Source organism: Streptomyces maremycinicus (assembly GCF_001184025.1).
Taxonomy (GTDB): Bacteria; Actinomycetota; Actinomycetes; order Streptomycetales; family Streptomycetaceae; genus Streptomyces; species Streptomyces maremycinicus.
In genome coordinates, this window is the sequence record NZ_BBYG01000013.1 from 441,979 (window position 1) to 462,568 (window position 20,590).

Below are 20,590 nucleotides of genomic sequence, written 5' to 3' on the forward strand. Positions count from 1 at the left end.
GGGCGACGATAGCCCGCGCCGGCCCGTGGCTAGCGCTCCCCCCGCCTCGCCTCCCGCACCCTGCGCAGCCGGTTCACCGTGACCGGGTCGTGGGCCAGGGCGCGGGGGTCGTCCAGGAGGGCGTTGAGGAGTTGGTAGTAGCGGACCGGGGACAGGTCCAGTTCCTCGCGTATCGCCCGTTCCTTGGCGCCGGGGCCGGAGAACCCGCGCCGCTCCAGGGCGAGGATGTCCCGCTCCCCCGCCCCCAGCTCGTCCGCTTCCGCTCGCCGTTCCATGTCCGCACGGTAACGCCCGCCACCGACAGCGGCCCGGTCCCGGCGGCGGGTGCCCGGTGGCCCGGGGGCTCAGCCCCCGGAGCCGGTGTCCAGGGTGGTGGCCGTCGTCTGGAGTTCGCCCAGGACGCCGGCCGGGTCGCCGCCCGCGGTCACGGCCCGGCCGATCTCCTTCTTGATCTCCGCGCTGACCTTCGCCCAGGAGGTCCGTCCGACGGGGTAGGTCTCGGAGAGCGGCAGCTGGTCGAGGAAGGGCTTGAGGTCGGCGTCCTGCTCGGCCGCGCCCATGACCTGGGAGGCCGAGTTGGTGACCGGCAGCAGGTCGTACTCGCGCGAGAAGTCCAGCACGTTCTTCTCGCTGTAGACGTAGTCGAGGAAGTCGCCGACCTGGTCGGCGTGTCCGTTCTGCTTGAAGGCGGTCATCCAGTCGGCGACGCCCATGGAGACCTTCGTCGGTCCCGCCACGCCGGGCATCGGCACCATGCCGAACTTCACGCCCTTGCTCTCGGCCGCCTTCATCAGCGAGGGGTGTCCGTTGAGCATGCCCACGTCGCCGGCGGCGAACGCGGCGAACGCGGCGGCGCGGTTCAGCTTGTCCGGCGCGACCGGTCCGGTGAGCCCCTTGCCGACCAGGTCGTCCCTCAGCCACTCGAAGGTCTGGACGTTCTCGGTGGAGTCGATGCTGTAGGCGCTGACGGTCTGGGTGTAGCCGCCCCCGCCGCTGAGCAGCCACTGGAGGGTCTCGGCCTGCGCCTCCTCGGAGCCGAGGGGCAGCGCGTACGGGTACTTCACGCCCTCGTCCTTGAGCGCCTTCGCGTCCTCGGCGAGCTCGGCCCAGGTCGTCGGCGGGGTCAGGCCGGCCTCGGCGAAGAGGGTCTTGTTGTAGAACAGCAGCCGCGTGGAGGAGGCGAACGGCATGCCGTACTGCACCCCGCGCACCTCGCCCGCGTCGGCGAGCTGGGAGACGAAGTCGGCCTCGACGGGGATGGAGAGCAGATCGCTCACCTTGTAGAGGCGGTCGGCGGCCGCGTAGTCGGCGTACGCGCCGATCTGGGCCATGTCGGGGGCGTCGCCCGCGTCGACCATGGCCTTGACCTTGGCGTCCACGTCGTTCCAGGAGTACACGGTCACGTCGACGGTGACGCCGGGGTGGTCCTTCTCGTACGCCTCGACGAGCTTGTCCCAGTACTTCTCGGAGCTGTTGGCGCTGCTGTCGCCGTAGTCGGCGGCCACGAGTCTCAGCGTGACGTCCTCGGAGTCGCCGGACACTCCGCAGCCGGTGAGGACCGCGGCCATGCCGAGGGCGGACACCCCCGCGACCGTTCCCGTGATCGTTCCTGACTTCCGTGCCCGCCGCTGCACCGTGAGACTCCCAACTGATTGGACATACCAATGGACCGTTATGCGGATCAAGGTCTACACCACTCGGGTGGACTAGACCTCTTTCGGGCCTCCGGGGCCGCACGGTACCTCCTGGGGACGTGAGTGGACTAGACCTCTCGCGGGTACTCGGTCCACACTGTCCCCGTGAGACATGTCATCGCCCTCGACGTGGGCGGCACCGGGATGAAGGCCGCCCTGGTCGGCGCGGACGGCGCACTGCTGCACCGGGCCCGCCGGCCCACCGGCCGCGAGCGCGGACCCGACGCGGTCGTCGCCGGCATCCTCGACTTCGCCGCCGACCTGCGCGCGCACGGCGTCCGGCAGTTCGGCGAGCCCGCGGCCGCGGCCGGCGTCGCCGTGCCCGGCATCGTCGACGAGGCGAACGGCGTCGCCGCCTACGCGGCCAACCTCGGCTGGCGGGACGTACCCCTGCGCGCGCTGCTCGCCGACCGCCTCGACGCCCCCGTCGCCCTCGGGCACGACGTGCGCACCGGTGGCCTCGCCGAGGGCCGGATCGGCGCGGGCCGCGGCGCGGACCGCTTCCTGTTCGTGGCCCTGGGCACCGGCATCGCGGGCGCGATCGGCGTCGACGGCCGGGTGGAGGCGGGCGCCCACGGCTTCGCGGGCGAGATCGGCCACATCGTCGTACGGCCCGGCGGCACCCCGTGTCCGTGCGGACAGCACGGCTGTCTGGAGCGCTTCGCCTCGGCGGCCGCGGTCAGCGAGGCCTGGGCGACGGCCTGCGGGGATCCGGAGGCGGACGCCGCGGACTGCGCCAAGGCCGTCGTGTCCGGCGACCCGAACGCCGTCCGGATCTGGCGGACGGCCGTGGACGCGCTCGCCGACGGCCTGGTCACCGCCCTCACCCTGCTGGACCCCCGCACCCTCGTCATCGGTGGCGGCCTCGCGGAGGCGGGGGAAACCTTGTTCACACCACTACGGGACGCGGTCCGCCGACGGGTGACCTTCCAGAAGCTGCCGGAGATCGTCCCGGCCGCCCTGGGCGACACCGCCGGCTGCCTGGGCGCGGGCCTCCTGGCCTGGGATCTCCTCGACACAACCGACGGTACGGAGGTAACACCCTGATGGCCACCCCCCTAGGGGCGCGGGGAACTGCGCACCACCCCACGACGCGCCCGCAGGTACTCACCGGCGCCCGGGTGGTGCTGCCGACCGGCACGGTTCCCGACGGCCGCGTCACGATCGACGGCACGAAGATCGCGGCCGAGGCCCCGCACGGGAACGTCGTCGACGTGAGCGGCCACTGGCTGGTCCCCGGCTTCGTCGACCTGCACAACCACGGCGGCGGCGGAGCCTCCTTCTCCGGCACCGCCGAGGACGTCCAGCGGGCCATCCGGACCCACCGTCTGCACGGCACCACCACCCTCGTCGCCTCGACCGTCACCGACGACATGGACATCCTGGTCCGGCAGGCCGGCCTGCTCAGCGAGCTGGCCGAGCAGGGTGACCTGGCCGGCATCCACTTCGAGGGCCCCTTCATCTCGCCGTGCCGCAAGGGCGCGCACTCCGAGGCGCTGCTGCGCGACCCCGACCCGGCGGAGGTGCGCAAGCTGATCGACGCCGCCCGCGGCCGGGCGAGCATGGTCACCCTGGCGACGGAGCTCCCCGGCGGCCTGGACTCCGTACGGCTGCTCGCCGAGCACGGCGTGATCGCCGCCGTCGGGCACACGGACGCGACCTACGAGCAGACGGTTCAGGCCATCGAGGCCGGAGCCACCGTCGCCACCCACCTCTTCAACGCGATGCCGCCGCTCGGCCACCGCTCCCCCGGCCCGATCGCCGCCCTCCTGGAGGACGAACGGGTGACGGTCGAACTCATCAACGACGGCACCCACCTGCACCCGGCCGCCCTGGAGCTGGCGTTCCGTCACGCGGGTCCCGGCCGGGTGGCGTTCATCACGGACGCGATGGACGCGGCCGGCATCGGCGACGGCCGCTATCTGCTCGGCCCGCTGGAGGTCGAGGTCAGCGAGGGCGTGGCCCGGCTGGTGGAGGGCGGCTCGATCGCGGGCTCCACCCTCACCCAGGACCGCGCCTTCCAGCGGGCGGTGACGATCGACCGGCTGCCCGTCGAGGACGTGGTCGCCGCGCTCAGCGCCAACCCGGCCCGGCTGCTGGGCATCGACGACACGGTGGGCTCACTGGAGCCGGGCAAGGACGCCGACCTGGTCCTGCTGGACGAGAACTTCGAACTCAAGGGTGTGATGCGCAAGGGGGAGTGGGTGGTGGATCCCCAACTGGCCTGAATCGTCCCCCCGCACAGGAACGGTGGCCGACCCGCGCACTGGGCCGGTCGCCGTCTCTTTGGCATGATCAGGCCTCCGGAAGCAGGAAGTTCCGGAACCGTTCCTGTACGCATGCCATCCGGGGGAGGCCGCCAGGTGATCCTCACCGTCACCCTGAACACCGCTCTCGACCTCACCTACCGGGTGCCCGCGCTGCGGCCGCACGCCTCGCACCGGGTCACCGACGTGCGCGAACGGCCCGGCGGCAAGGGGCTGAACGTCGCCCGGGTGCTGGCCGCCCTCGGCCACGAGGTGACCGTGACCGGCTTCGTGGGCGGCCCCACCGGCCGGGTCGTCCAGGACCGGCTCAGCGGCGTGTCCGGGGTGCTGGACGCGCTCGTCCCGGTCGCCGGGGCCACCCGCCGCACGGTCGCGGTCGTCGACGCCCGCACCGGCGACACGACCCAGCTGAACGAACCCGGCCCGGTGATCTCACCGGCCGAGTGGTCCGCCTTCCAGGAGGCCTACGAGGAACTGCTCGTCGGCGCCGACGCGGTGGCCCTGTGCGGCAGTCTGCCGCCGGGGGTGCCGGTGGGCGCGTACGCGGTGCTGGTACGCAGGGCGCGGGCCGCGGGCGTCCCCGTACTGCTGGACACGAGCGGGGAGCCGTTGCGCCGGGGCGTCGCCGCCCGCCCGGACATCGTCAAGCCGAACGCCGTGGAACTGGCCGAACTCACCGGCTCGCACGAGCCGTCGCAGGCGACCCGGGACGCCCGCAGGCGCGGCGCGCACTCCGTCGTGGCCTCGCTGGGCGCCGAAGGCTTCCTCGCGGTCACCCCGGAGGGCCGCTGGCGGGCCGCCCCGCCACGCCACGTCCACGGCAACCCGACCGGCGCGGGCGACTCGGCGGTCGCGGGCCTGTTGTCCGGCCTGGTGGAACGCCTGCCCTGGCCGGAGCGCCTGTCCCGCGCGGTGGCCCTGTCGGCGGCGACCGTGGCGTCCCCGGTGGCGGGCGAGTTCGACCGCGCCGCCTACGAGGAGATGCTGGGCCGGATCACGGTGGCCGCGGAGATCACCGCGGCCTGAACCCGGGGGCTCACCGGGTGACTTGGCCCGCCTTCACCCACAACTGGTCCAGCAGGACGTTGCACTTGTCGCCGTCCTGGCAGGAGAGGGTGAGCGTGTTGGTGCCCTTGGTGAGCGTGGGATACGTGTAGCTCGTCGTCCAGCCCTTGACGAAGTCTCCGGCGGGGCCCTTCGCGTAGTTCTTGAGGGGGAACTTGCTGCCGAAGGTCTTGCCGTTGACCGTGAGCGTCATCTCCTGGTCCTCACCCGGCACGCTGTAGTGCGCGAAGAGGGTGTAATCGCCGTCCGACGGAACGCCGTTGACCGTCCAGGTGACCGAGTTGCCGACCTGGTTGAGGTTGCCGACGTAGACCCCGCCGGCCGCCTGGGCGCCCTCGACGTCCGAGGCCAGCGCGGCGCTGCCGCCGAGGTTCAGGGCCTTCGCGTCGACCGGCGGGATCTCGGCCTTGTCCGAGTCGTCGGCGGCGGACTCGCTGGGCGAGGGGCTCGCGGAGGCGGAGGCCGAGGTGGAGGGCTGGTCGCTCGCCTTGTTGTCGCCGGATCCGTCGTCGCCGTTCGCCATGGCGACCGCGATGCCGATCACGACCGCGGCGACCACCGCGACCGCGCCGATCAGCAGGCCCTTGGTGTTGGGGCCGCGGCCACGACCGCCGCCGTTCTGCGCGGGCTGGCGGCCGGTGGAGGGGCCGCCGCCGAAGTTCTCGGGCGCCGCGTAGTGCGCGTTCGGCTGGCCGTACGCGCCCTGCTGAGGCACCGTCGGCGGCTGCCCGTACTGCGCGGTCTGCTGCTGTCCGTACTGGCGCTCGCCGACCGCGCGCACTCTGCTGACCGAGTTGGGGTAGCCGTAGCCACCACCGGACGGCGGCTGCGCGCCGTTGGCCTGGCCGTCGGCGTAGAGGTAGCCGAACGGGTCGTCGTCCTCGGGCGTACTCGCGCCGTTGTTGCCGGACGTCATCCCTTGGTACTCCTCAGCAAGTGCGGGTCGGATGCGATGGTGCGGTCAGACTGGCGAGCCTACCCGGTCCGGATGGCCCAAACAGGTGACTCTGATCGCATCAGCTCGCTGACCTGGTGATCATCCCGCACGCCGGTGCTGTTTGGGACGAGATCGTTTCTCGACGTACATGCGCTCGTCCGCGGACTTCAGCACTTCGTCCGCGGTCATCCCGCAATGTGCCCAGCCGATACCGAAACTCGCGCCCACCCGCACGGCCCGGCCCTCGGCGCGGATCGGCTGGATGATCTCGTTGCGCAGCCGTACCGCCAGGTCGGCCGCGTCGGCGCGGCCGAGGCCGTCGGCGAGGATCACGAACTCGTCGCCGCCGAGCCGGGCGACCGTGTCGCCGTCGCGGACCTGGCGGGAGAGCCGGCGGGCGACCTCGATGAGGACCGCGTCGCCCGCGTTGTGACCGAACCGGTCGTTGATCGACTTGAAGCCGTCGAGGTCGCAGAAGAGGACCGCGAGCCCCTTGGTGCCGTCGTCGTGACCCTCTTCGGGGGCGGCGGTGTGCACATGGTGGTCGTAGCCGTCGAAGGACTCGGCGCCGCCGGGCCGGTAGTCGAAGCCGTGGCCGTTGGCGTCGAAGGCGGCGTGTCCGTAGGCCGTGTCCATCGCGTCGACGGCGGCGGGGTGGGTGGACTGCGGGCGCTGACAGAGCCGGGCGGAGAGCCGCGAGCGCAGTTCGGCGGAGTTCGGCAGTCCGGTGAGGGAGTCGTGCGAGGCCCGGTGGGCGAGCTGGAGCTCGCGGCGCTTGCGGTCCTCTATGTCCTCGACGTGGGTGAGGAGGAAGCGGGGCCCGTCGGCCGCGTCGGCGACGACGGAGTTGCGCAGGCTGACCCAGACGTAGGTGCCGTCCCGGCGGCCGAGGCGGAGTTCGGCGCGTCCGCCCTCGGCGGAGGTGCGGAGCAGGGTGCCTATGTCCTCGGGGTGGACGAGGTCCGAGAAGGAGTAGCGGCGCATCGCGGAGGCGGGGCGGCCCAGCAGGCGGCACAGGGCGTCGTTGGTCCGGAGTATCCGTCCGTGCTGGTCGCCGCCCATCTCGGCTATCGCCATGCCGGAGGGGGCGTACTCGAAGGCCTGCCGGAAGCTTTCCTCGCTGGCGCGTAGGGCCTGCTGCTCGCGTTCCAGCCGGACCAGTGCCCGCTGCATATTCGCACGTAGACGCGCGTTGCTAATGGCGATGGCGGCCTGGAAGGCGTACATCTGGAGGGCTTCGCGCCCCCATGCGCCGGGCCGTCGGCCGTTGCGCGGCCGGTCCACCGACAGGACGCCTATCAGCTCACCGCAGGCGCCTCCGCTGCCGGGGGCGGCGGGCATGTACATGGGGGCGAAGAGACGGTCCGAGGGGTGCCACTCGTCCTCGAAGCGGGGCGCGGGTCCGTCGGTGTACCACTGGGGCACGTCGTCGTCGTCGAGGACCCAGCCCTCGGTGTGCGGTATGAAGATCAGGTCGCCCCAGGTCTCCCCCATGGCGAGACGCCGGTCCCAGGATTCGCGCGAGCCGACCCGGCCGGTGATCAGGGCCTCGGCGGCCGGATTGCCCGCGAAGGCGGCGACCACGAGATCGCCGTCGGGGCGTACGAGGTTGACGCACGCCAGCTCGTACCCGAGTGCCGTGACCACGCCGTCGGCGACGGTCTGCAAGGTGTCGGCCAGGCTGCGGGCCGTGTTCATCTCGGCCATGACCTGGTGCAGCTGTCGCAGGGACGCAAGGCGGACGTACGGCTCCGACTCGGTCTCCATGTGTTTCGCCCTCCCCCCGAGACTTCGCAGCGAATCAAGGGTTGTCTTCGGCGTAACGTCGTTTCTGGTGCTGTGTTGTCGGTGTGTGTCTCCTTGTGACGCCTCCGCCACTGAATCACAGCGCGCTGCCCACTCGGTACACAGGGTCAACAATTAATGCTTCTTGTGACTCAAGTCACACATGAAGATGAACATTTGAGTGGAGTTTCCGCGTTTTCCTGTGCGTTTCCTGAACACGCACAGGCACGAACAGGTCCGGACGGGCACCGGATGCGGTGCCGTAACCCATCGGTCCACGGTCCTACGACCCTACTCGGGCGGAGGTCCGATGCGGCGGGCGAGGGACGGACACTAGCGTTTCGGGCATGCCCCCAGACGTACTCGAGCCCGCTGTGCTCAAGACCGTGTCAGACACCCTCGCCAGGCATGCTGAGGGAGTGAGCAACGACGAGTTCCGCGCCGCCATGTCCCGGCTCGCCGACGGCGTGGTCCTGGTGACCGCCCGGGAACCCTCCCTCGACCCGGACGACCCCGGGGCGCCGGACGGCGAGGACGTCGGCATGACCGCCACCGCGTTCATGTCGGTCTCCCTGGACCCGCCCCTGGTCCTGGTGAGTCTGCGCACGGGTTCCCGGATGGACGACCTGCTCGACGAGCAGCCCCTGTGGGCGGTGTCGGTGCTCTCCGGGAACCAGCGGCACATCGCGGGCCGCTTCGCCATGAAGGGGCGCATCAGCGACCGGCTCCTCTTCGAGGACCTCCCCTGCGCCCGCGGCGAGGTCACCGGCGCGCTCCTGGTCGGCGGCGCGCTCGCGACCCTGGAGTGCCGCACCGAGCAGCGGGTCACGGCCGGTGACCACACCCTGGTGATCGGCCGCGTGCTCACCGCTTCGGCCTCCGACGCGGACGGCGGTCCGCTGATGTATTTCCGCGGACGTTACCGGCAGTTGGGGTGACGCCGGCGGCGCCGTAAATGCCGTGGCCACCGCACCGGCGGTCCGCCTAGGGTGCCCGCATGACGACATCAGGGCCCCGTCTCGAGAAGGTCACCCCCGCGAATTTCGAGGCCGCGACCGGTATCCGGGTGCGCCCCGACCAGGAGTTCGCGGTCTCTCCGGTGATGCAGTCGCTCGCCGAGGCCCATGTCCATCCCGCGGGGGTCGCCTGGCCGCGCCTGATCATGGACGGCGACCGGGCCGTGGGTTTCCTGATGGCCTTTCTCGACATCGACTGGAACGGACGCGGCGACGGCGGCCCGGTCCGCTCCGGGCTGTGGCGGCTGAACATCGCCGCCGCCGAACAGGGCCGCGGCTACGGCCGGTTCGCCGTGGAGTCCGTCGCCGCGGAACTGCGCCGCCGGGGCACCGAGGAGATGTACGTGACCTGGCACGAGGGCGAGAACGGGCCCGCGGGCTTCTATCTCGGGCTGGGCTTCCGGAAGAACGGGGAGACCAGCGACGGGGAAACGGTCGGCGTCCTCACCCTGACCTGACCACCGCCCCCATCCGGCCCGGCCCCGGCCCGGCCCCGAAGGCACTCTTCTGCCCCGGGGCCACCGAAGGAACTGCGGGACTGCGGAACTAGACGAGGGTGACGTCCAGTTCGGAGATGCGGTCGAGGTCGGACACGACGTCGATCACGGCGATCCGGCCACCGCGGACGAACGTGAAGCTGAGCGTCCGCTCCACCCGGCCCTCGAACAGCACCGCGAGCCCGGTCGCGCCGTCGATGAGCGCGTTGCGGGCCACGGCCCCGACGAAGGCGAAGCTGGACGCGCCCGAGGCGACCGCCGCCGCGCCCGTGACCACGCCGGCCTCGGAGCGGGCCACCACATCCGGGTCCAGCACGGCGAGCAGCCCGTCGAAGTCCCCGTCCCGGGCGGCGGCGAGGAAGGCGTCGACGACCTTGCGCTGGCGGGCGAGATCGACGTCCGGCTCCTGGGCGCCCCGCACCCGGCGCCGGGCCCGGCTGGCGAGCTGCCGGGCGGCTTCCGGGGTCCGGTCGACGATGCTCGCGACCTCCTCGTAGGGCACGCCGAACAGGTCGTGCAGCACGAACGCCAGCCGCTCGCCGGGGGTGAGGGTGTCGAGGACGACCAGGAGCGCGACGCCCACGGAGTCGGCGAGCAGCGCGTCCTGCGCCGGATCGGCCACCTCGGACGAGGCGGGCGTCCAGTTCTCCAGCGGCTCCTCGGCCCGGGAGCGGCGCGAGCGCAGCATGTCCAGGCAGACCCGGCCGACGACGGTGGTCAGCCAGCCGGCCAGATTGTCGATCTCCCGGCCCGCGCTCCCGCCGCCGCTGCGGCTGAGCCGGACCCAGGCCTCCTGCACGGCGTCGTCGGCCTCGGCCGCGGACCCGAGCATGCGGTGCGCGACGGCACGCAGGCGGCTGCGGTGCGCCTCGAAGCGCTCGGCGAGGAAGTCGTCGTCGCCTGTTGCCATCGTTCGTCACATCCCTGCTCGCGATTGACTGTCATGTAGCTGACGGACGACGTACCCGAGTTGTGACACGCGGACGCAAGGTGCCGGGAATCCGACCGGTCCGGGCGGTTCAGCCGGTGGGTCGGGTCCAGGTTCAGCCGGTCCGGGCGGTTCAGCCGGTCGAGGCTGTGCAGCCGGTCGAGGCGGCGGTCAGCGGGTCCGGGCGGTGCCGGTCCGTGGCGACCCGCTCGGGTCAGCCCCAGTCCCGGCCGTCCCGGCCCCGCTTCGTCTGCGAACGCTGCTTCTTCTCCCGCAGCCGGCGCTCGTTGATCCCGCGCGGGATCCGGGTCGGCCGGCGCGGCTTGGGCGGCGGCGCGGCGGCCTCGGCGAGCAGGGCGGCGAGGCGTACGGCGGCGGTCTCGCGGTTGCGCCACTGCGAGCGGTGCTCGGAGGCGCGGACGGTGACCACGCCGTCGGCCAGCCGTCCGGCCAGCCGCTCGAGCGCGCGCGCCTTCCACACCTCGGGCAGCGCCTCGGTGCGCGCGATGTCGAAGCGGAGCTCCACCTGCGAGTCGCTGGTGTTGACGTGCTGCCCGCCCGGCCCCGAAGACCGCGAGAAACGCCACATGAGCTCGGCCTCGGGAAGCGAGACGGAGCCGCGGACGACATAGGGACCAGACATGCCGACCATGTTCCCGCTCCTGGCGTCCCCACGTCACGCGAATATCACCGGCGTCCGGAACCCGCCACCGGATCACCTCGGTAAAGAAAGTAAAGAAACGCGGAGTGGCGGGGAACCTTGAGCACCCTTCGCTGCGTTCATAGGGATAGCTGTAGCTTCGTGCCCGTACGAAGCCCCGTACGAAGCCGTACGCAACGAGGGAAGGACTCCCAACCATGGCTGTAAGCCTGTCCAAGGGTGGCAACGTCTCGCTCACCAAGGAGGCTCCGGGCCTGACCGCCGTCACCGTGGGCCTCGGCTGGGACGTCCGCACCACCACCGGCACGGACTTCGACCTCGACGCCTCGGCGATCGCGGTCAACCCCCAGGGCAAGGTCTACTCCGACGGTCACTTCGTCTTCTTCAACAACAAGCAGACGCCGGACCAGACCATCGTCCACACCGGCGACAACCGCACCGGCGAGGGCGCGGGCGACGACGAGGCCATCAACGTCAACCTGGCCGGTCTCCCGGCCGACATCGACAAGATCGTCTTCCCGGTCTCGATCTACGACGCGGAGAACCGCTCGCAGAACTTCGGCCAGGTCCGCAACGCCTACATCCGTATCGTCAACCAGGCCGGCGGCGCCGAGATCGCCCGCTACGACCTCTCGGAGGACGCGGCCACCGAGACGGCCATGGTCTTCGGCGAGCTCTACCGCAACGGCGCGGAGTGGAAGTTCCGCGCGGTCGGCCAGGGCTACGCGTCCGGCCTCGTGGGTATCGCCCAGGACTTCGGCGTCAGCGTCTGAGTTCTTGGGTGACGCGCCCCCGCGCACGCCTCAGCGGAGCCCCCGGCCCACCCGGCCGGGGGCTCCGCGGTCTCTCCGTCCGTGTGCCGGGCCCCGCGTCCGCGGGGTGATCCGCCCGGACAGGCCCTAGCGTGCTGCCCATGCTTCTCAGTCCGCTCCCGCTCACCGCCGACCACGACATCCCAGGGCCCCTGCTCACCGAACTCACCGCGCTCTACGCCTCCCAGCACGCGTTCCACGCCCTCAGCGGTGACTTCCCGGACCCGGACGACATCCGGCCGGAGCAGGTGGCCGCGGCGCTCGCGCGGGAGCTGGCGCACGAGGACGCGGAAGTCCTGCTCGCCCGCAGCCGGGGGCGACTGGTCGGGGTCGTGATCACGCTCGCGCGGCATCCCGACCCGACCGACCCCGATCCATGGATCGGGTTGCTGATGGTGGACGCGACCGTGCAGGGACAGGGCCACGGCAGGCGGATCGTCCAGCAGGTCGAGGACCGCTTCTGGGCGGCCGGCCGCGACGCCCTGCGGCTCGCCGTGCTCGACGCCAACTCCGCGGGACTCGCCTTCTGGACCGCGCTCGGGTACCAGGTCATCGGTCACCGGCCCGACCTGGAACGGGGCCGGCCCTGCGCCGTGCTGCGCAAGCCGCTGCGCAGATCCCGCCGCGCCGCCCGGGTCGCCGTCGTCGATCCCCGGGGTGCCGTCCTGCTGTTCCGGTACCGGAACGCCGACACCGGCGAGCACTGGGCGCTGCCCGGCGGCGGCCTGGAGGAGGGCGAGTCCCCGCGCCAGGGCGCGCTGCGCGAACTGCGCGAGGAGACCGGGTGGGCGGACCTGGAGCCGGGGCCCCTGCTGTGCACCTGGGAACACGACTTCACCCGGAAGGGCATCCTGATCAGCCAGCACGAGCACATCTACGTCTCCCCCGGCCCGCGTCGCGAACCCGGCGGGCCCGGCCTCGCGGCCGCCCACGCCACGGACGGCATCCTCGGCTGGCGCTGGTGGACGCGCGAGGAGCTCGCACGGGAGGCCGAGCCGGTGTGGCCGCCGGGCCTCGCCCCGCTGCTCGACGCGTGGGAGGCGGAGAGCGGCCACCGCCGTCCGGGCCCGGCCTGACGGCTCACGGACGGGCGGCTCACGGACGGGCGGCTCACGAACGGGCGGCTCACGGACGGGCGGGTTTGCCCTCCCCGTACAGCCAGTCCGCCCAGATCTCGTCGAAGTCCTCGTCCGGCGCCCGCTTCTCCACGTACGCCGTGAAGTCGTCGGTGCCGGCGCCGGCGTGGCGGTGGGCGGCGGCCCAGCCCTGGACGATGTCGTAGAAGGCGTCGTCGCCGACGGTCCGGCGGATGCGGTGGATCACCATCGCGCCGCGCACGTAGACGGGGGTGTCGGAGATGTGCGCCGCACTCGTCGGCTTCGCGGGCGGGAACGCCCACAGGTCCTCGTACTCGTCCTCGCCGTGGTCGTACAGCCGCGTGAACGTCTCCTCGGCCGTGGCGCCGCCCTCGTCCTCCGTCCACAGCCACTCGGCGTAGGTCGCCAGGCCCTCGTTGAGCCACATGTCCTGCCAGGTCCTCGGCGTGACGGAGTCGCCGAACCACTGGTGGGCGGTCTCGTGGACGAGGGTCACGAGATCGGGGGCACCGGGGTAGACGGGCCGGTTCTGGGTCTCCAGGGCGTACTCGGCGTCCTCGGGGCGGTCGACGATCGCGCCGGCGGAGGAGAACGGGTAGGGGCCGAAGTTGTACTCCGCCCACTCCATGACCTCCGGCAGCCGGGCGAGCACCGTACGGCTCGCGGCCACCTGGGACGGGTCCACGGCGACGTACACCGGCAGCCCGCCCTCCGCCGCGGAGCCGGAGCGGGAGCCGGAGCCGGTGGCAGAGCCGGTGGCAGAGCCCGAGCCGGGGCCGGTGGAGCCGGGGAGGGTGGAGCGGGTCACGGTGTAGCGGCCGATCGCGACGGTCGCCAGGTAGCTCGCCATCGGTTCGGCGGTGTGCCAGGCGAAGGTCGTACGGCCGTCGGCCGCCGTCGTCGTACGGCGCAACTCCCCGTTGGAGACGGCCGTCAGGCCCTTCGGGACGGTCACGGCGATGTCGTACGCCGCCTTGTCCGAGGGGTGGTGGTTGCCGGGGAACCAGGCCATGGAGCCGGTCGGTTCGCCGAGGGCGAGCGCTCCGTCCGCGGTGCGCAGCCAGCCCTCCTTCGAGCCGTCCGGGTCGGTGATCGTCCGCGGGCTGCCGGAGTAGCGGACCCGGACCTCGAAGGTCTCCCCCTCGGACAGGGCGACCGGCGGGCTGACGATCAGCTCCTGGCCGTCCCGGCGGAACCCGGCCCTGTCGCCCGCGACGGTGACCTCCTCGACCGTCATGCCCGCCAGATCCAGATCGAAGGCGGCGAGGTCCTCGGTAGCGCGGGCGGTGACGACGGCGGTGCCGGTGAGCCGGTTGCCGTCGGGGGTGTAGGCGAGGGCGAGGCCGTAGTGCGAGACGTCGTAACCGCCGTTGCCCGCCTCGGGGAAGTACGGATCACCGACGCCCTCGGCACCGACGCCCGCGGCACCCGCTGCGTCCCGGCCCCGGGCCCCCGGGGTGTCCTGTGCCCCGTCGTCGTCGCATGCGGTCAGGGCGAGCAGCAGCGTCACGGCGGCCACCGCGGGGACAAGGCGTGCGGATCGGGACATGTCAGTGATCCTATGGGGCCGACCCGCCCCGGCGCCGGGGCGTGACACCATCGCCTACGTGCTCGACATCGGCTACGCCCTCTCCAACCGCTTCCCGGACCCGCCGCAGAAGGACTACCGGCGCGCGGACGTCCACAGCCTCCGCCACGACCTGTTCTGCGGCGACGTCTACCTCGCCGACACCAAGGCGGACCGTGAGGTGTCCACAGCCTGGGGATGGGTGCCGGTACTGGACTTCGCGTGGGCGCTGTGCGACATCGTGGAGCTGATCGACCAGGACCCGGCGGGCTCCCGCGCCTCCCGCCCGCAGTACGCGGAACTGGACTTCACCGAGTCCACCGACCGCATGCTGTTCGAGCGGCGCTTCGGCTGGGTGGACATCGCGGCGGACTGGATGCCGGTGGAGGAGCCCCCGCTCACCTTCTCCCACACCGAACTGCGCCGCGAGGCCCGCGACTTCCTGCACGACCTGCTCGCCGACCTCACCGACCTGCACGAGGACCTGGCCGAGAACCCGGCGATCTGGACGCTGCAAGCCCGCTTCCCGCGGGTCCGCTAGCCCTCCACCCTGATCCCCAGTTCGGCCGCCAGCACGGGAGCCAGATCCAGCAGCTGGGCCGCGCTGATGACCGCGCCGGACAGACGGTCCACGCCACCCGCGAGGCCCAGTTCCACCGCTCCGCGCAGATCCACGTCCGCCAGGGTCGCCGCGGTGAAGTCGGCGGACTTCAGCGCGCAGTCGACGAACTCGACGCGCTCCAGACGGGCCCCGCCGAAGTCCGGCTCCACCAGGACACAGGACTCGAACACCACGTCCCGCAGCCGCGCCTGGCGCAGGTTCAGGTAGTCGATCTTGCCGCCGCGGATCACGACCCGTTCCAGCACGGCGCCGTACATCTGGGTGCCGCCCAGGCGGGCGTCGAGCAGCTCGACATCGCGCAGGGTCGCCTCCGCCAGGTCGGTGCCGACACCCCGGATGCCGGTGAGGACCGAGTCGAGGAAACGGGTGTGGCGCAGCCGCGCCCCGTCCAGCGCACAGCCCGTCAGGGCGCAGTCCATGAAGCGGGCGCCCCCGCCGTCCTGCCCCGCGAGGTCCAGCTCGCGCAGCTCCACGCCGTCGTAGTCGCCGTCGGGCTCCAGCTCCCCGCCCCCGTACGGCTCCAGCGGCGGCAGCCGCACCTCCGGACGCCGCGCGCCCTTCACCGCCGCCCCGGCCCTGCCGGTTCTCCCGGTACCTGTCCTCGCCATCCCCCCATGCTGCACCCCACCACTGACAATCCCCCGCCCGCCGGAACGCCCTTGACCTCAATCAAGGTTCAGGTTGAAGGCTGTATCCGGTCGGGCGACACCCCGTCCCCACGCTCAACGCACAACCCGCAACCCGCAACCCGCAACCCGCAACCCGCAACCCACGACCCACGACCCACCGGGGGATTCTGTGCACGCCATCCGTCTTCACGCCTTCGGTCCCGCCGAGAACCTGCGCTACGAGGAGGTCGCCGACCCGGTGCCCGGCCCCGGCCAGATCCGGGTCGCCGTCGAGGCCGCGGGCGTCCACCTGCTGGACACCGCCCTGCGCGAGGGCTTCCAGGGCCCCGCCCCCGCACCGACGGCCCTGCCCACCGTCCCCGGCCGGGAGATCGCCGGCGTCGTCGAGGCGCTCGGCGAGGGCACCCCCGCCGGCTGGCTCGGCAGGCGCGTCGTCGCCCACCTCGGCTTCGCGCCCGGCGGATACGCCGAACGCGCCGTCACCGACGCGGACCGTGCGCACGAGATCCCGCCGAACCTGGACCCCGCCCAGGCCGTCGCCATGATCGGCACGGGTCGTACGGCACTCGGGATCCTCCAGTTCGCCGAGCTCGGGCCCGCGTCCGTCGCCGTGGTCCCCGCGGCCGCGGGCGGCATCGGCACGCTCCTCGTGCAGTACGCCAGGAACGCGGGCGCGACCGTCGTCGGGCTGGCCGGCGGCCCGGAGAAGGTGGCCCGGGTCGCGGCGAACGGCGCCGATCTCGCCGTCGACTACACGGACACCGCCTGGCCCGCCAGGGTCCGCGCGCACCTGGACGGCCGGGCCGCCGACGTCGTCTTCGACGGGGTGGGCGGGGACGTCGCCCGTGCGGCCGTCGCCCTGCTCGGCCCCACGGGCACCCACCTCGTCTTCGGCTGGTCCGCCGAAGGCGTCCGCGACGGGGAGGGCTACTTCGTCGAGGGCGTCTCCCGGTCCGTCCTGGGACCCGTGATGATCGAGAAGGCGGGCGGTCTGCGGGCCCTGGAGCTGCGCGCCCTCGCCGAGGCGGCCGCCGGCCGGCTGGTCCCGGCGGTACAGACCTTCCCGCTCGCCGAGGCCGCCGCCGCGCACCGGGCGCTGGAGACCCGCGGAACGACGGGAAAGGTCGTCCTGGTGCCCTGACCGGCCTTGACGGCCCGTCCGATCGGCAGACCGGTCGCCCGGTCGCCCGGACGGCCGGAGTCGATCCATCGGCCGAACGGCCGAACAGTCCAAGGATGCGATAAGGCCCGATTCATGGTGTTCTGTCGGAATGAGTGTCACCCGGACAGGTGAATCCTCCGCCGACACCGCACCCGATCCCCGCCGCTGGTGGGGCCTGGTGATCATCGCCCTCGCCCAGCTCATGGTCGTCCTGGACGCGACGATCGTGAACATCGCGCTGCCCTCCGCACAGCAGGACCTGGGCATCTCCGACGGCGACCGTCAGTGGGTGATCACCGCCTACACGCTGGCCTTCGGCGGCCTGCTGCTGCTCGGCGGCCGTATCGCCGACCTGGTGGGCCGCAAACGCACCTTCGTCATCGGACTGATCGGCTTCGCCATCGCCTCCGCGCTCGGCGGGGCGGCCACCGGCTCGGGCATGCTGTTCGGCGCCCGCGCCCTCCAGGGCGTCTTCGCGGCCCTGCTCGCCCCTTCCGCCCTCAGCCTCCTGACCACGACGTTCACCGACCCCAAGGAACGCGGCAAGGCCTTCGGCATCTACGGCGCGCTCGCCGGCAGCGGCGCCGCGATCGGCTTCATCGTCGGCGGCCTGCTGACCGAGTACCTCGACTGGCGCTGGTGCCTGTACGTCAACGTGCCCATCGCCGTCATCGCCGTGTTCGGCGGTCTCGTGCTGCTCCACGACCGACCCGGCCACGCGGACGTCCGGCTCGACGTGCCCGGCGCGGTGCTGGGCTGCGGCGGCCTGGTCGCGATCGTCTACGGCTTCAGCGAGGCCGAGCCGCGCGGCTGGACCGACCCCCTGGTGCTGGGGCTCTTCGCGGGCGGGATCGTGCTGCTCACGGCCTTCGTGTGGTGGCAGACGAAGGCGCGGGTGCCGCTGCTGCCCCTGCACATCATCAGGAACCGCAACCGCGCGGGCTGCTTCCTGACCATGGGCCTGGCCATCATCGGGATGTTCGGCCTGTTCCTGTTCATGACCTACTACCTCCAGGTCATCCTCGGCTACTCCCCCGTGAGGACGGGCCTCGCCTTCCTCCCCCTCACCCTGGCGATCATCATCGGCTCCACCCAGATCTCGGCCCGGCTGATGAACCGCGTCGCGCCGCGCATGCTGATGGTCCCCGGCATGCTCCTCGCCGCGGGCGGCATGGTGATCCTCACCCAGATGACCGTGCACTCCTCCTACACCAGCGAGATCCTGCCAGCGCTGCTGCTGATGGGCCTCGGCATGGGCCTGACCTTCATGCCGGTCTTCGCCACGGCCACGGCCGGCGTCGCTCCGCAGGACGCGGGCGTCACCTCCGCCACCGTCAACACCTCCCAGCAGGTGGGCGGCTCCATCGGTACCGCGCTGCTCAACACGATCGCCACCACCAGCAGCACCGCCTACCTCTCGGCCCATCTGGCCGGCGGCCCCGCGCGCCGGGCGCGGATCGCGGCCGAGGGCACGGTGCACGGCTACACGGTGGCCATCTGGTGGGCCGCCGGGATCATGCTGCTGGCCGGCCTGGTGGCGGGCCTGATGGTCACCACCGGCCCCCCGAGACACGCCCCGGCGGAATCAGTCGTACCGGAGTCGGTGGGCTGACCGCCCGCCCCTCCCGACCGCCCCCGCCCCCGCGCACCCGGGCCCCGCACGGCGCCCGCCCCCGCCCGCTTCGACGGCGTCTCGCGACCCACGTCAGTGGCGTCCCACGACGCGCGTCAGTAGCGTCCCGCGACCCGCGACCCGCGTCAGTGGCGTCCCGCCACCCGGTCCGCGACACGGGCCAGTCGGGAGGATCCCGCCGCGTGGTGCTCCGTCTCCCGGCGGTCCGCCGCCCGGTAGGTCGCGTACATGCCCCGCACCCCCAGCCACCGCAGCGGCTCCGGCTCCCACCTGCGCACCTTGTGGCCGACCCAGGGCAGGTCGGTGAGGTCGGTGCGGCCGTCCTCCCCGGAGTCGAGCCGCACCAGGTCCCGCAGGGTCCGCGCGGCCAGGTTCGCGGTGGCGACGCCGGAGCCGACGTAACCGCCCGCCCAGCCGATGCCGGTGTCCCGGTCCAGCGTCACCGTCGCGCACCAGTCGCGCGGCACGCCCAGCACCCCGGACCAGGCGTGCGCGACCCGCACCCCGGCCAGCGCCGGGAAGAAGCCGACCAGGATCTCGCGCAGCGCCGCGGCGGTCTCGAGCCGGGTGCGTCCGTCGTTGTCGGTCCGCGAGCCGAAGCGGTAGGGCACTCCGCGCCCGCCGAGCGCGATCCGGCCGTCCGCCGTGCGCTGGGCGTACATATAGGCGTGCGCCATGTCGCCCAGGGCTTCCCGGCCCTCCCAGCCCACGGCCGCCCACTGCTCCTCGGTCAGCGGCTCGGTGGCGATCATCGACGAGTTCATGGGCAGCCAGGTCCGCCGCTCGCCCTTCAGCGCGGCCGTGAACCCCTCCGTGCAGCGCAGCACGTACGGCGCCCGAACGGTCCCGTACGGCGTCACCGCCCGGCCCGGCAGGATCTCCGTCACCGGCGTCGACTCGTGGATCTCGACCCCCAGCGCCGCCACGGCCGCCGCGATCCCCTTGACCAGCTTCACCGGGTGCACCCGCGCCCCGTGCGGGGTCCAGCTCGACCCCACGGCACCCGCCACCCGCACCCGCTCGGCCGTCTCCCGGGCGCCGTACAGCTCACGGTCCCGCTCCCCGTACGACAGCTCGTGCGCGTGGAAGTCCCGCAGCCGCGCCAGTTGCGCGGGGGTACGGGCCACCTCCAGCACCCCGCCCTGGTGGACACCGGCGTCGAAGCCCTCCTCCGCCACCACCCGGACGACCTCGCCGACGGTGTCGTTCATCGCCCGCTGGAGCCGGACGGCGGCGTCATGGCCGTGCAGCTTCGCGTACCGGTCCCGGCCCGCGACGCCGTTGTACAGCCAGCCGCCGTTGCGCCCCGAGGCGCCGTATCCGCAGAACCGCTGCTCCAGGACGGTGACCCGCAGCGAGGGGGCCGCCTTCTTCAGGTAGTACGCCGTCCACAGTCCCGTGTACCCGCCGCCGACGATCACGACATCGGCCGAGGTGTCCCCGGCGAGTGGCTCCCGCACCTGCGGCAGGCCCTCGTCCGCGTACCAGAAGGAAATGCCGCCGTTGACGAGACCGTTCACGACACCGCTTGCCGAGCTGCTCATGGCCGGACGTTAACCCGGCGGCACGGGCGCTGTCTCCTTCGGATTCCGTTGTCTTTCACCCCCTCTGACCAGCGGACGACAGGCCAGTCCGACGAGGACGGAGACGAAGTGGCCGAAGTCCGTGAACGTCGGTCCGGCGGTCAGCGGGAAGCCGTAGAAGACGAGCACGGCCGCGAGATACCCGTACCGCCAGGGCGGGCGGATCCGGTAGCCGAGCACCGCCACCACGCCCGACAGCGCGTAACTCACCCCGACGTCGAGGGTGTTGACCGCGGACTGCGGGGCGAGCCCGTCCCTGATCGCCTGCGCCAGCGCGCCCTGGCTGATCAGGGTCGCCAGCACATGTGCGGCCACGCACACCGCCAGCCACCGCGCGGTCCCCAGCCACCGTTCGGCCGGGGCGTGGAAGACGGAGTACAGCACCACGTACGGCAGCCAGTGCCCGCCGTCGATCCACATGGCGCTCGCCACCAGCACCCGCACCGGGTGCCGGGACAGCTCGTGGATGTTGGTGGACCGCTGCCGCAGGAACTCCTGCTCGAACTCCGGCGACATGTGGTGCAGCGCCACGGTCGTGACGAACAGGACCCCCAGCCACACATAGGTGCCGGGCGCGCTGCGGACGTACGCCCACACCGCCCGCGGGACGCCGGAAAGCCCGCTGAGCCATCTCA

General features: G+C 72.4%; 20 protein-coding genes. 10 read left to right on the forward strand and 10 right to left on the reverse strand.

Annotated features, from left to right (window positions below; translation table 11 throughout):
* Nucleotides 1-29: 29 nt before the first annotated feature.
* Nucleotides 30-275, reverse strand: a complete 246-nt coding sequence (locus AOQ37_RS17600) for a DUF3263 domain-containing protein (RefSeq protein ID WP_062645473.1) — start codon at nt 273-275, stop codon at nt 30-32.
* 69 nt (nt 276-344) lie between these two features.
* Complete coding sequence (locus AOQ37_RS17605; protein WP_445407375.1) at nt 345-1,634, reverse strand: ABC transporter substrate-binding protein; 1,290 nt, start codon at nt 1,632-1,634, stop codon at nt 345-347.
* 165 nt (nt 1,635-1,799) lie between these two features.
* Between AOQ37_RS17605 and AOQ37_RS17610 the strand changes: the two genes are divergently transcribed.
* The 3 genes from AOQ37_RS17610 (at nt 1,800) to AOQ37_RS17620 (ending at nt 4,987) form a co-directional block, all read left to right on the forward strand.
* The gene (locus AOQ37_RS17610; RefSeq protein WP_078890228.1) at nt 1,800-2,741 is read left to right on the forward strand and encodes an ROK family protein; all 942 of its coding nucleotides are present in this window, start codon (nt 1,800-1,802) and stop codon (nt 2,739-2,741) included.
* Nucleotides 2,741-3,922: an N-acetylglucosamine-6-phosphate deacetylase gene (gene nagA / locus AOQ37_RS17615; protein ID WP_062645475.1), complete on the forward strand. Its 1,182-nt coding sequence runs from the start codon at nt 2,741-2,743 to the stop codon at nt 3,920-3,922. Before AOQ37_RS17610 ends, nagA begins: the two co-directional genes overlap by 1 nt.
* Before the next feature lie 135 nt (nt 3,923-4,057).
* A complete protein-coding gene (locus AOQ37_RS17620) occupies nt 4,058-4,987 on the forward strand; it encodes a 1-phosphofructokinase family hexose kinase (RefSeq protein WP_062645476.1) in 930 nt (309 codons plus the stop codon).
* Between the two features lie 10 nt (nt 4,988-4,997).
* Here AOQ37_RS17620 and AOQ37_RS17625 read toward each other — a convergent pair whose 3' ends face one another.
* Together AOQ37_RS17625 and cdgB are read right to left on the reverse strand one after the other, a co-directional pair.
* A complete protein-coding gene (locus tag AOQ37_RS17625) occupies nt 4,998-5,942 on the reverse strand; it encodes a carbohydrate-binding protein (RefSeq protein ID WP_062645477.1) in 945 nt (314 codons plus the stop codon).
* A 120-nt stretch (nt 5,943-6,062) separates the two neighbouring features.
* Complete coding sequence (gene cdgB, locus AOQ37_RS17630) at nt 6,063-7,730, reverse strand: diguanylate cyclase CdgB (RefSeq protein WP_062645478.1); 1,668 nt, start codon at nt 7,728-7,730, stop codon at nt 6,063-6,065.
* 365 nt (nt 7,731-8,095) lie between these two features.
* On the opposite strand from cdgB, the gene AOQ37_RS17635 reads away from it, so the two are divergent.
* Entirely contained in the window at nt 8,096-8,686 is a 591-nt protein-coding gene (locus AOQ37_RS17635) for a flavin reductase family protein (RefSeq protein WP_078890229.1), read from the forward strand.
* Nucleotides 8,687-8,745: 59 nt separating this feature from the next.
* Nucleotides 8,746-9,222, forward strand: a complete 477-nt coding sequence (locus AOQ37_RS17640; RefSeq protein ID WP_062645480.1) for a GNAT family N-acetyltransferase — start codon at nt 8,746-8,748, stop codon at nt 9,220-9,222.
* Nucleotides 9,223-9,310: 88 nt separating this feature from the next.
* Here AOQ37_RS17640 and AOQ37_RS17645 read toward each other — a convergent pair whose 3' ends face one another.
* On the reverse strand, nt 9,311-10,171 hold the full coding sequence (locus AOQ37_RS17645) for a sigma-70 family RNA polymerase sigma factor (RefSeq protein ID WP_062645481.1): 861 nt from the start codon (nt 10,169-10,171) through the stop codon (nt 9,311-9,313).
* 232 nt (nt 10,172-10,403) lie between these two features.
* A complete protein-coding gene (gene arfB, locus AOQ37_RS17650) occupies nt 10,404-10,841 on the reverse strand; it encodes an alternative ribosome rescue aminoacyl-tRNA hydrolase ArfB (RefSeq protein ID WP_062645482.1) in 438 nt (145 codons plus the stop codon).
* A 206-nt stretch (nt 10,842-11,047) separates the two neighbouring features.
* On the opposite strand from arfB, the gene AOQ37_RS17655 reads away from it, so the two are divergent.
* Nucleotides 11,048-11,623, forward strand: coding sequence for a TerD family protein (locus AOQ37_RS17655; RefSeq protein ID WP_020130301.1), 576 nt, complete (start codon nt 11,048-11,050; stop codon nt 11,621-11,623).
* A gap of 140 nt (nt 11,624-11,763) precedes the next feature.
* Nucleotides 11,764-12,738 carry a bifunctional GNAT family N-acetyltransferase/NUDIX hydrolase gene (locus tag AOQ37_RS17660; protein WP_062645604.1) on the forward strand — a complete coding sequence of 325 codons (975 nt, stop codon included), beginning with the start codon at nt 11,764-11,766 and terminating at the stop codon, nt 12,736-12,738.
* A gap of 49 nt (nt 12,739-12,787) precedes the next feature.
* On the opposite strand, the gene AOQ37_RS17665 is transcribed toward AOQ37_RS17660, so the two are convergent.
* Nucleotides 12,788-14,308: a M1 family metallopeptidase gene (locus AOQ37_RS17665; RefSeq protein ID WP_062645483.1), complete on the reverse strand. Its 1,521-nt coding sequence runs from the start codon at nt 14,306-14,308 to the stop codon at nt 12,788-12,790.
* A 58-nt stretch (nt 14,309-14,366) separates the two neighbouring features.
* Here AOQ37_RS17665 and AOQ37_RS17670 point away from each other — a divergent pair, with 58 nt between their 5' ends.
* Nucleotides 14,367-14,867, forward strand: coding sequence for a hypothetical protein (locus AOQ37_RS17670; RefSeq protein ID WP_062645605.1), 501 nt, complete (start codon nt 14,367-14,369; stop codon nt 14,865-14,867).
* Here the strand turns inward: AOQ37_RS17670 and AOQ37_RS17675 are convergent.
* Nucleotides 14,864-15,556, reverse strand: a complete 693-nt coding sequence (locus AOQ37_RS17675; RefSeq protein WP_234436926.1) for a pentapeptide repeat-containing protein — start codon at nt 15,554-15,556, stop codon at nt 14,864-14,866. The genes AOQ37_RS17670 and AOQ37_RS17675 overlap by 4 nt on opposite strands.
* A 190-nt stretch (nt 15,557-15,746) precedes the next feature.
* On the opposite strand from AOQ37_RS17675, the gene AOQ37_RS17680 reads away from it, so the two are divergent.
* On the forward strand, nt 15,747-16,718 hold the full coding sequence (locus AOQ37_RS17680; RefSeq protein ID WP_062645485.1) for a zinc-binding dehydrogenase: 972 nt from the start codon (nt 15,747-15,749) through the stop codon (nt 16,716-16,718).
* Nucleotides 16,719-16,848: 130 nt separating this feature from the next.
* Nucleotides 16,849-18,351 carry an MFS transporter gene (locus tag AOQ37_RS17685; RefSeq protein ID WP_062645486.1) on the forward strand — a complete coding sequence of 501 codons (1,503 nt, stop codon included), beginning with the start codon at nt 16,849-16,851 and terminating at the stop codon, nt 18,349-18,351.
* A gap of 146 nt (nt 18,352-18,497) precedes the next feature.
* On the opposite strand, the gene AOQ37_RS17690 is transcribed toward AOQ37_RS17685, so the two are convergent.
* On the reverse strand, nt 18,498-19,916 hold the full coding sequence (locus tag AOQ37_RS17690; protein ID WP_062645487.1) for an NAD(P)/FAD-dependent oxidoreductase: 1,419 nt from the start codon (nt 19,914-19,916) through the stop codon (nt 18,498-18,500).
* A 9-nt stretch (nt 19,917-19,925) separates the two neighbouring features.
* Entirely contained in the window at nt 19,926-20,552 is a 627-nt protein-coding gene (locus AOQ37_RS17695) for a rhomboid-like protein (RefSeq protein ID WP_199825047.1), read from the reverse strand.
* Nucleotides 20,553-20,590: the final 38 nt, after the last annotated feature.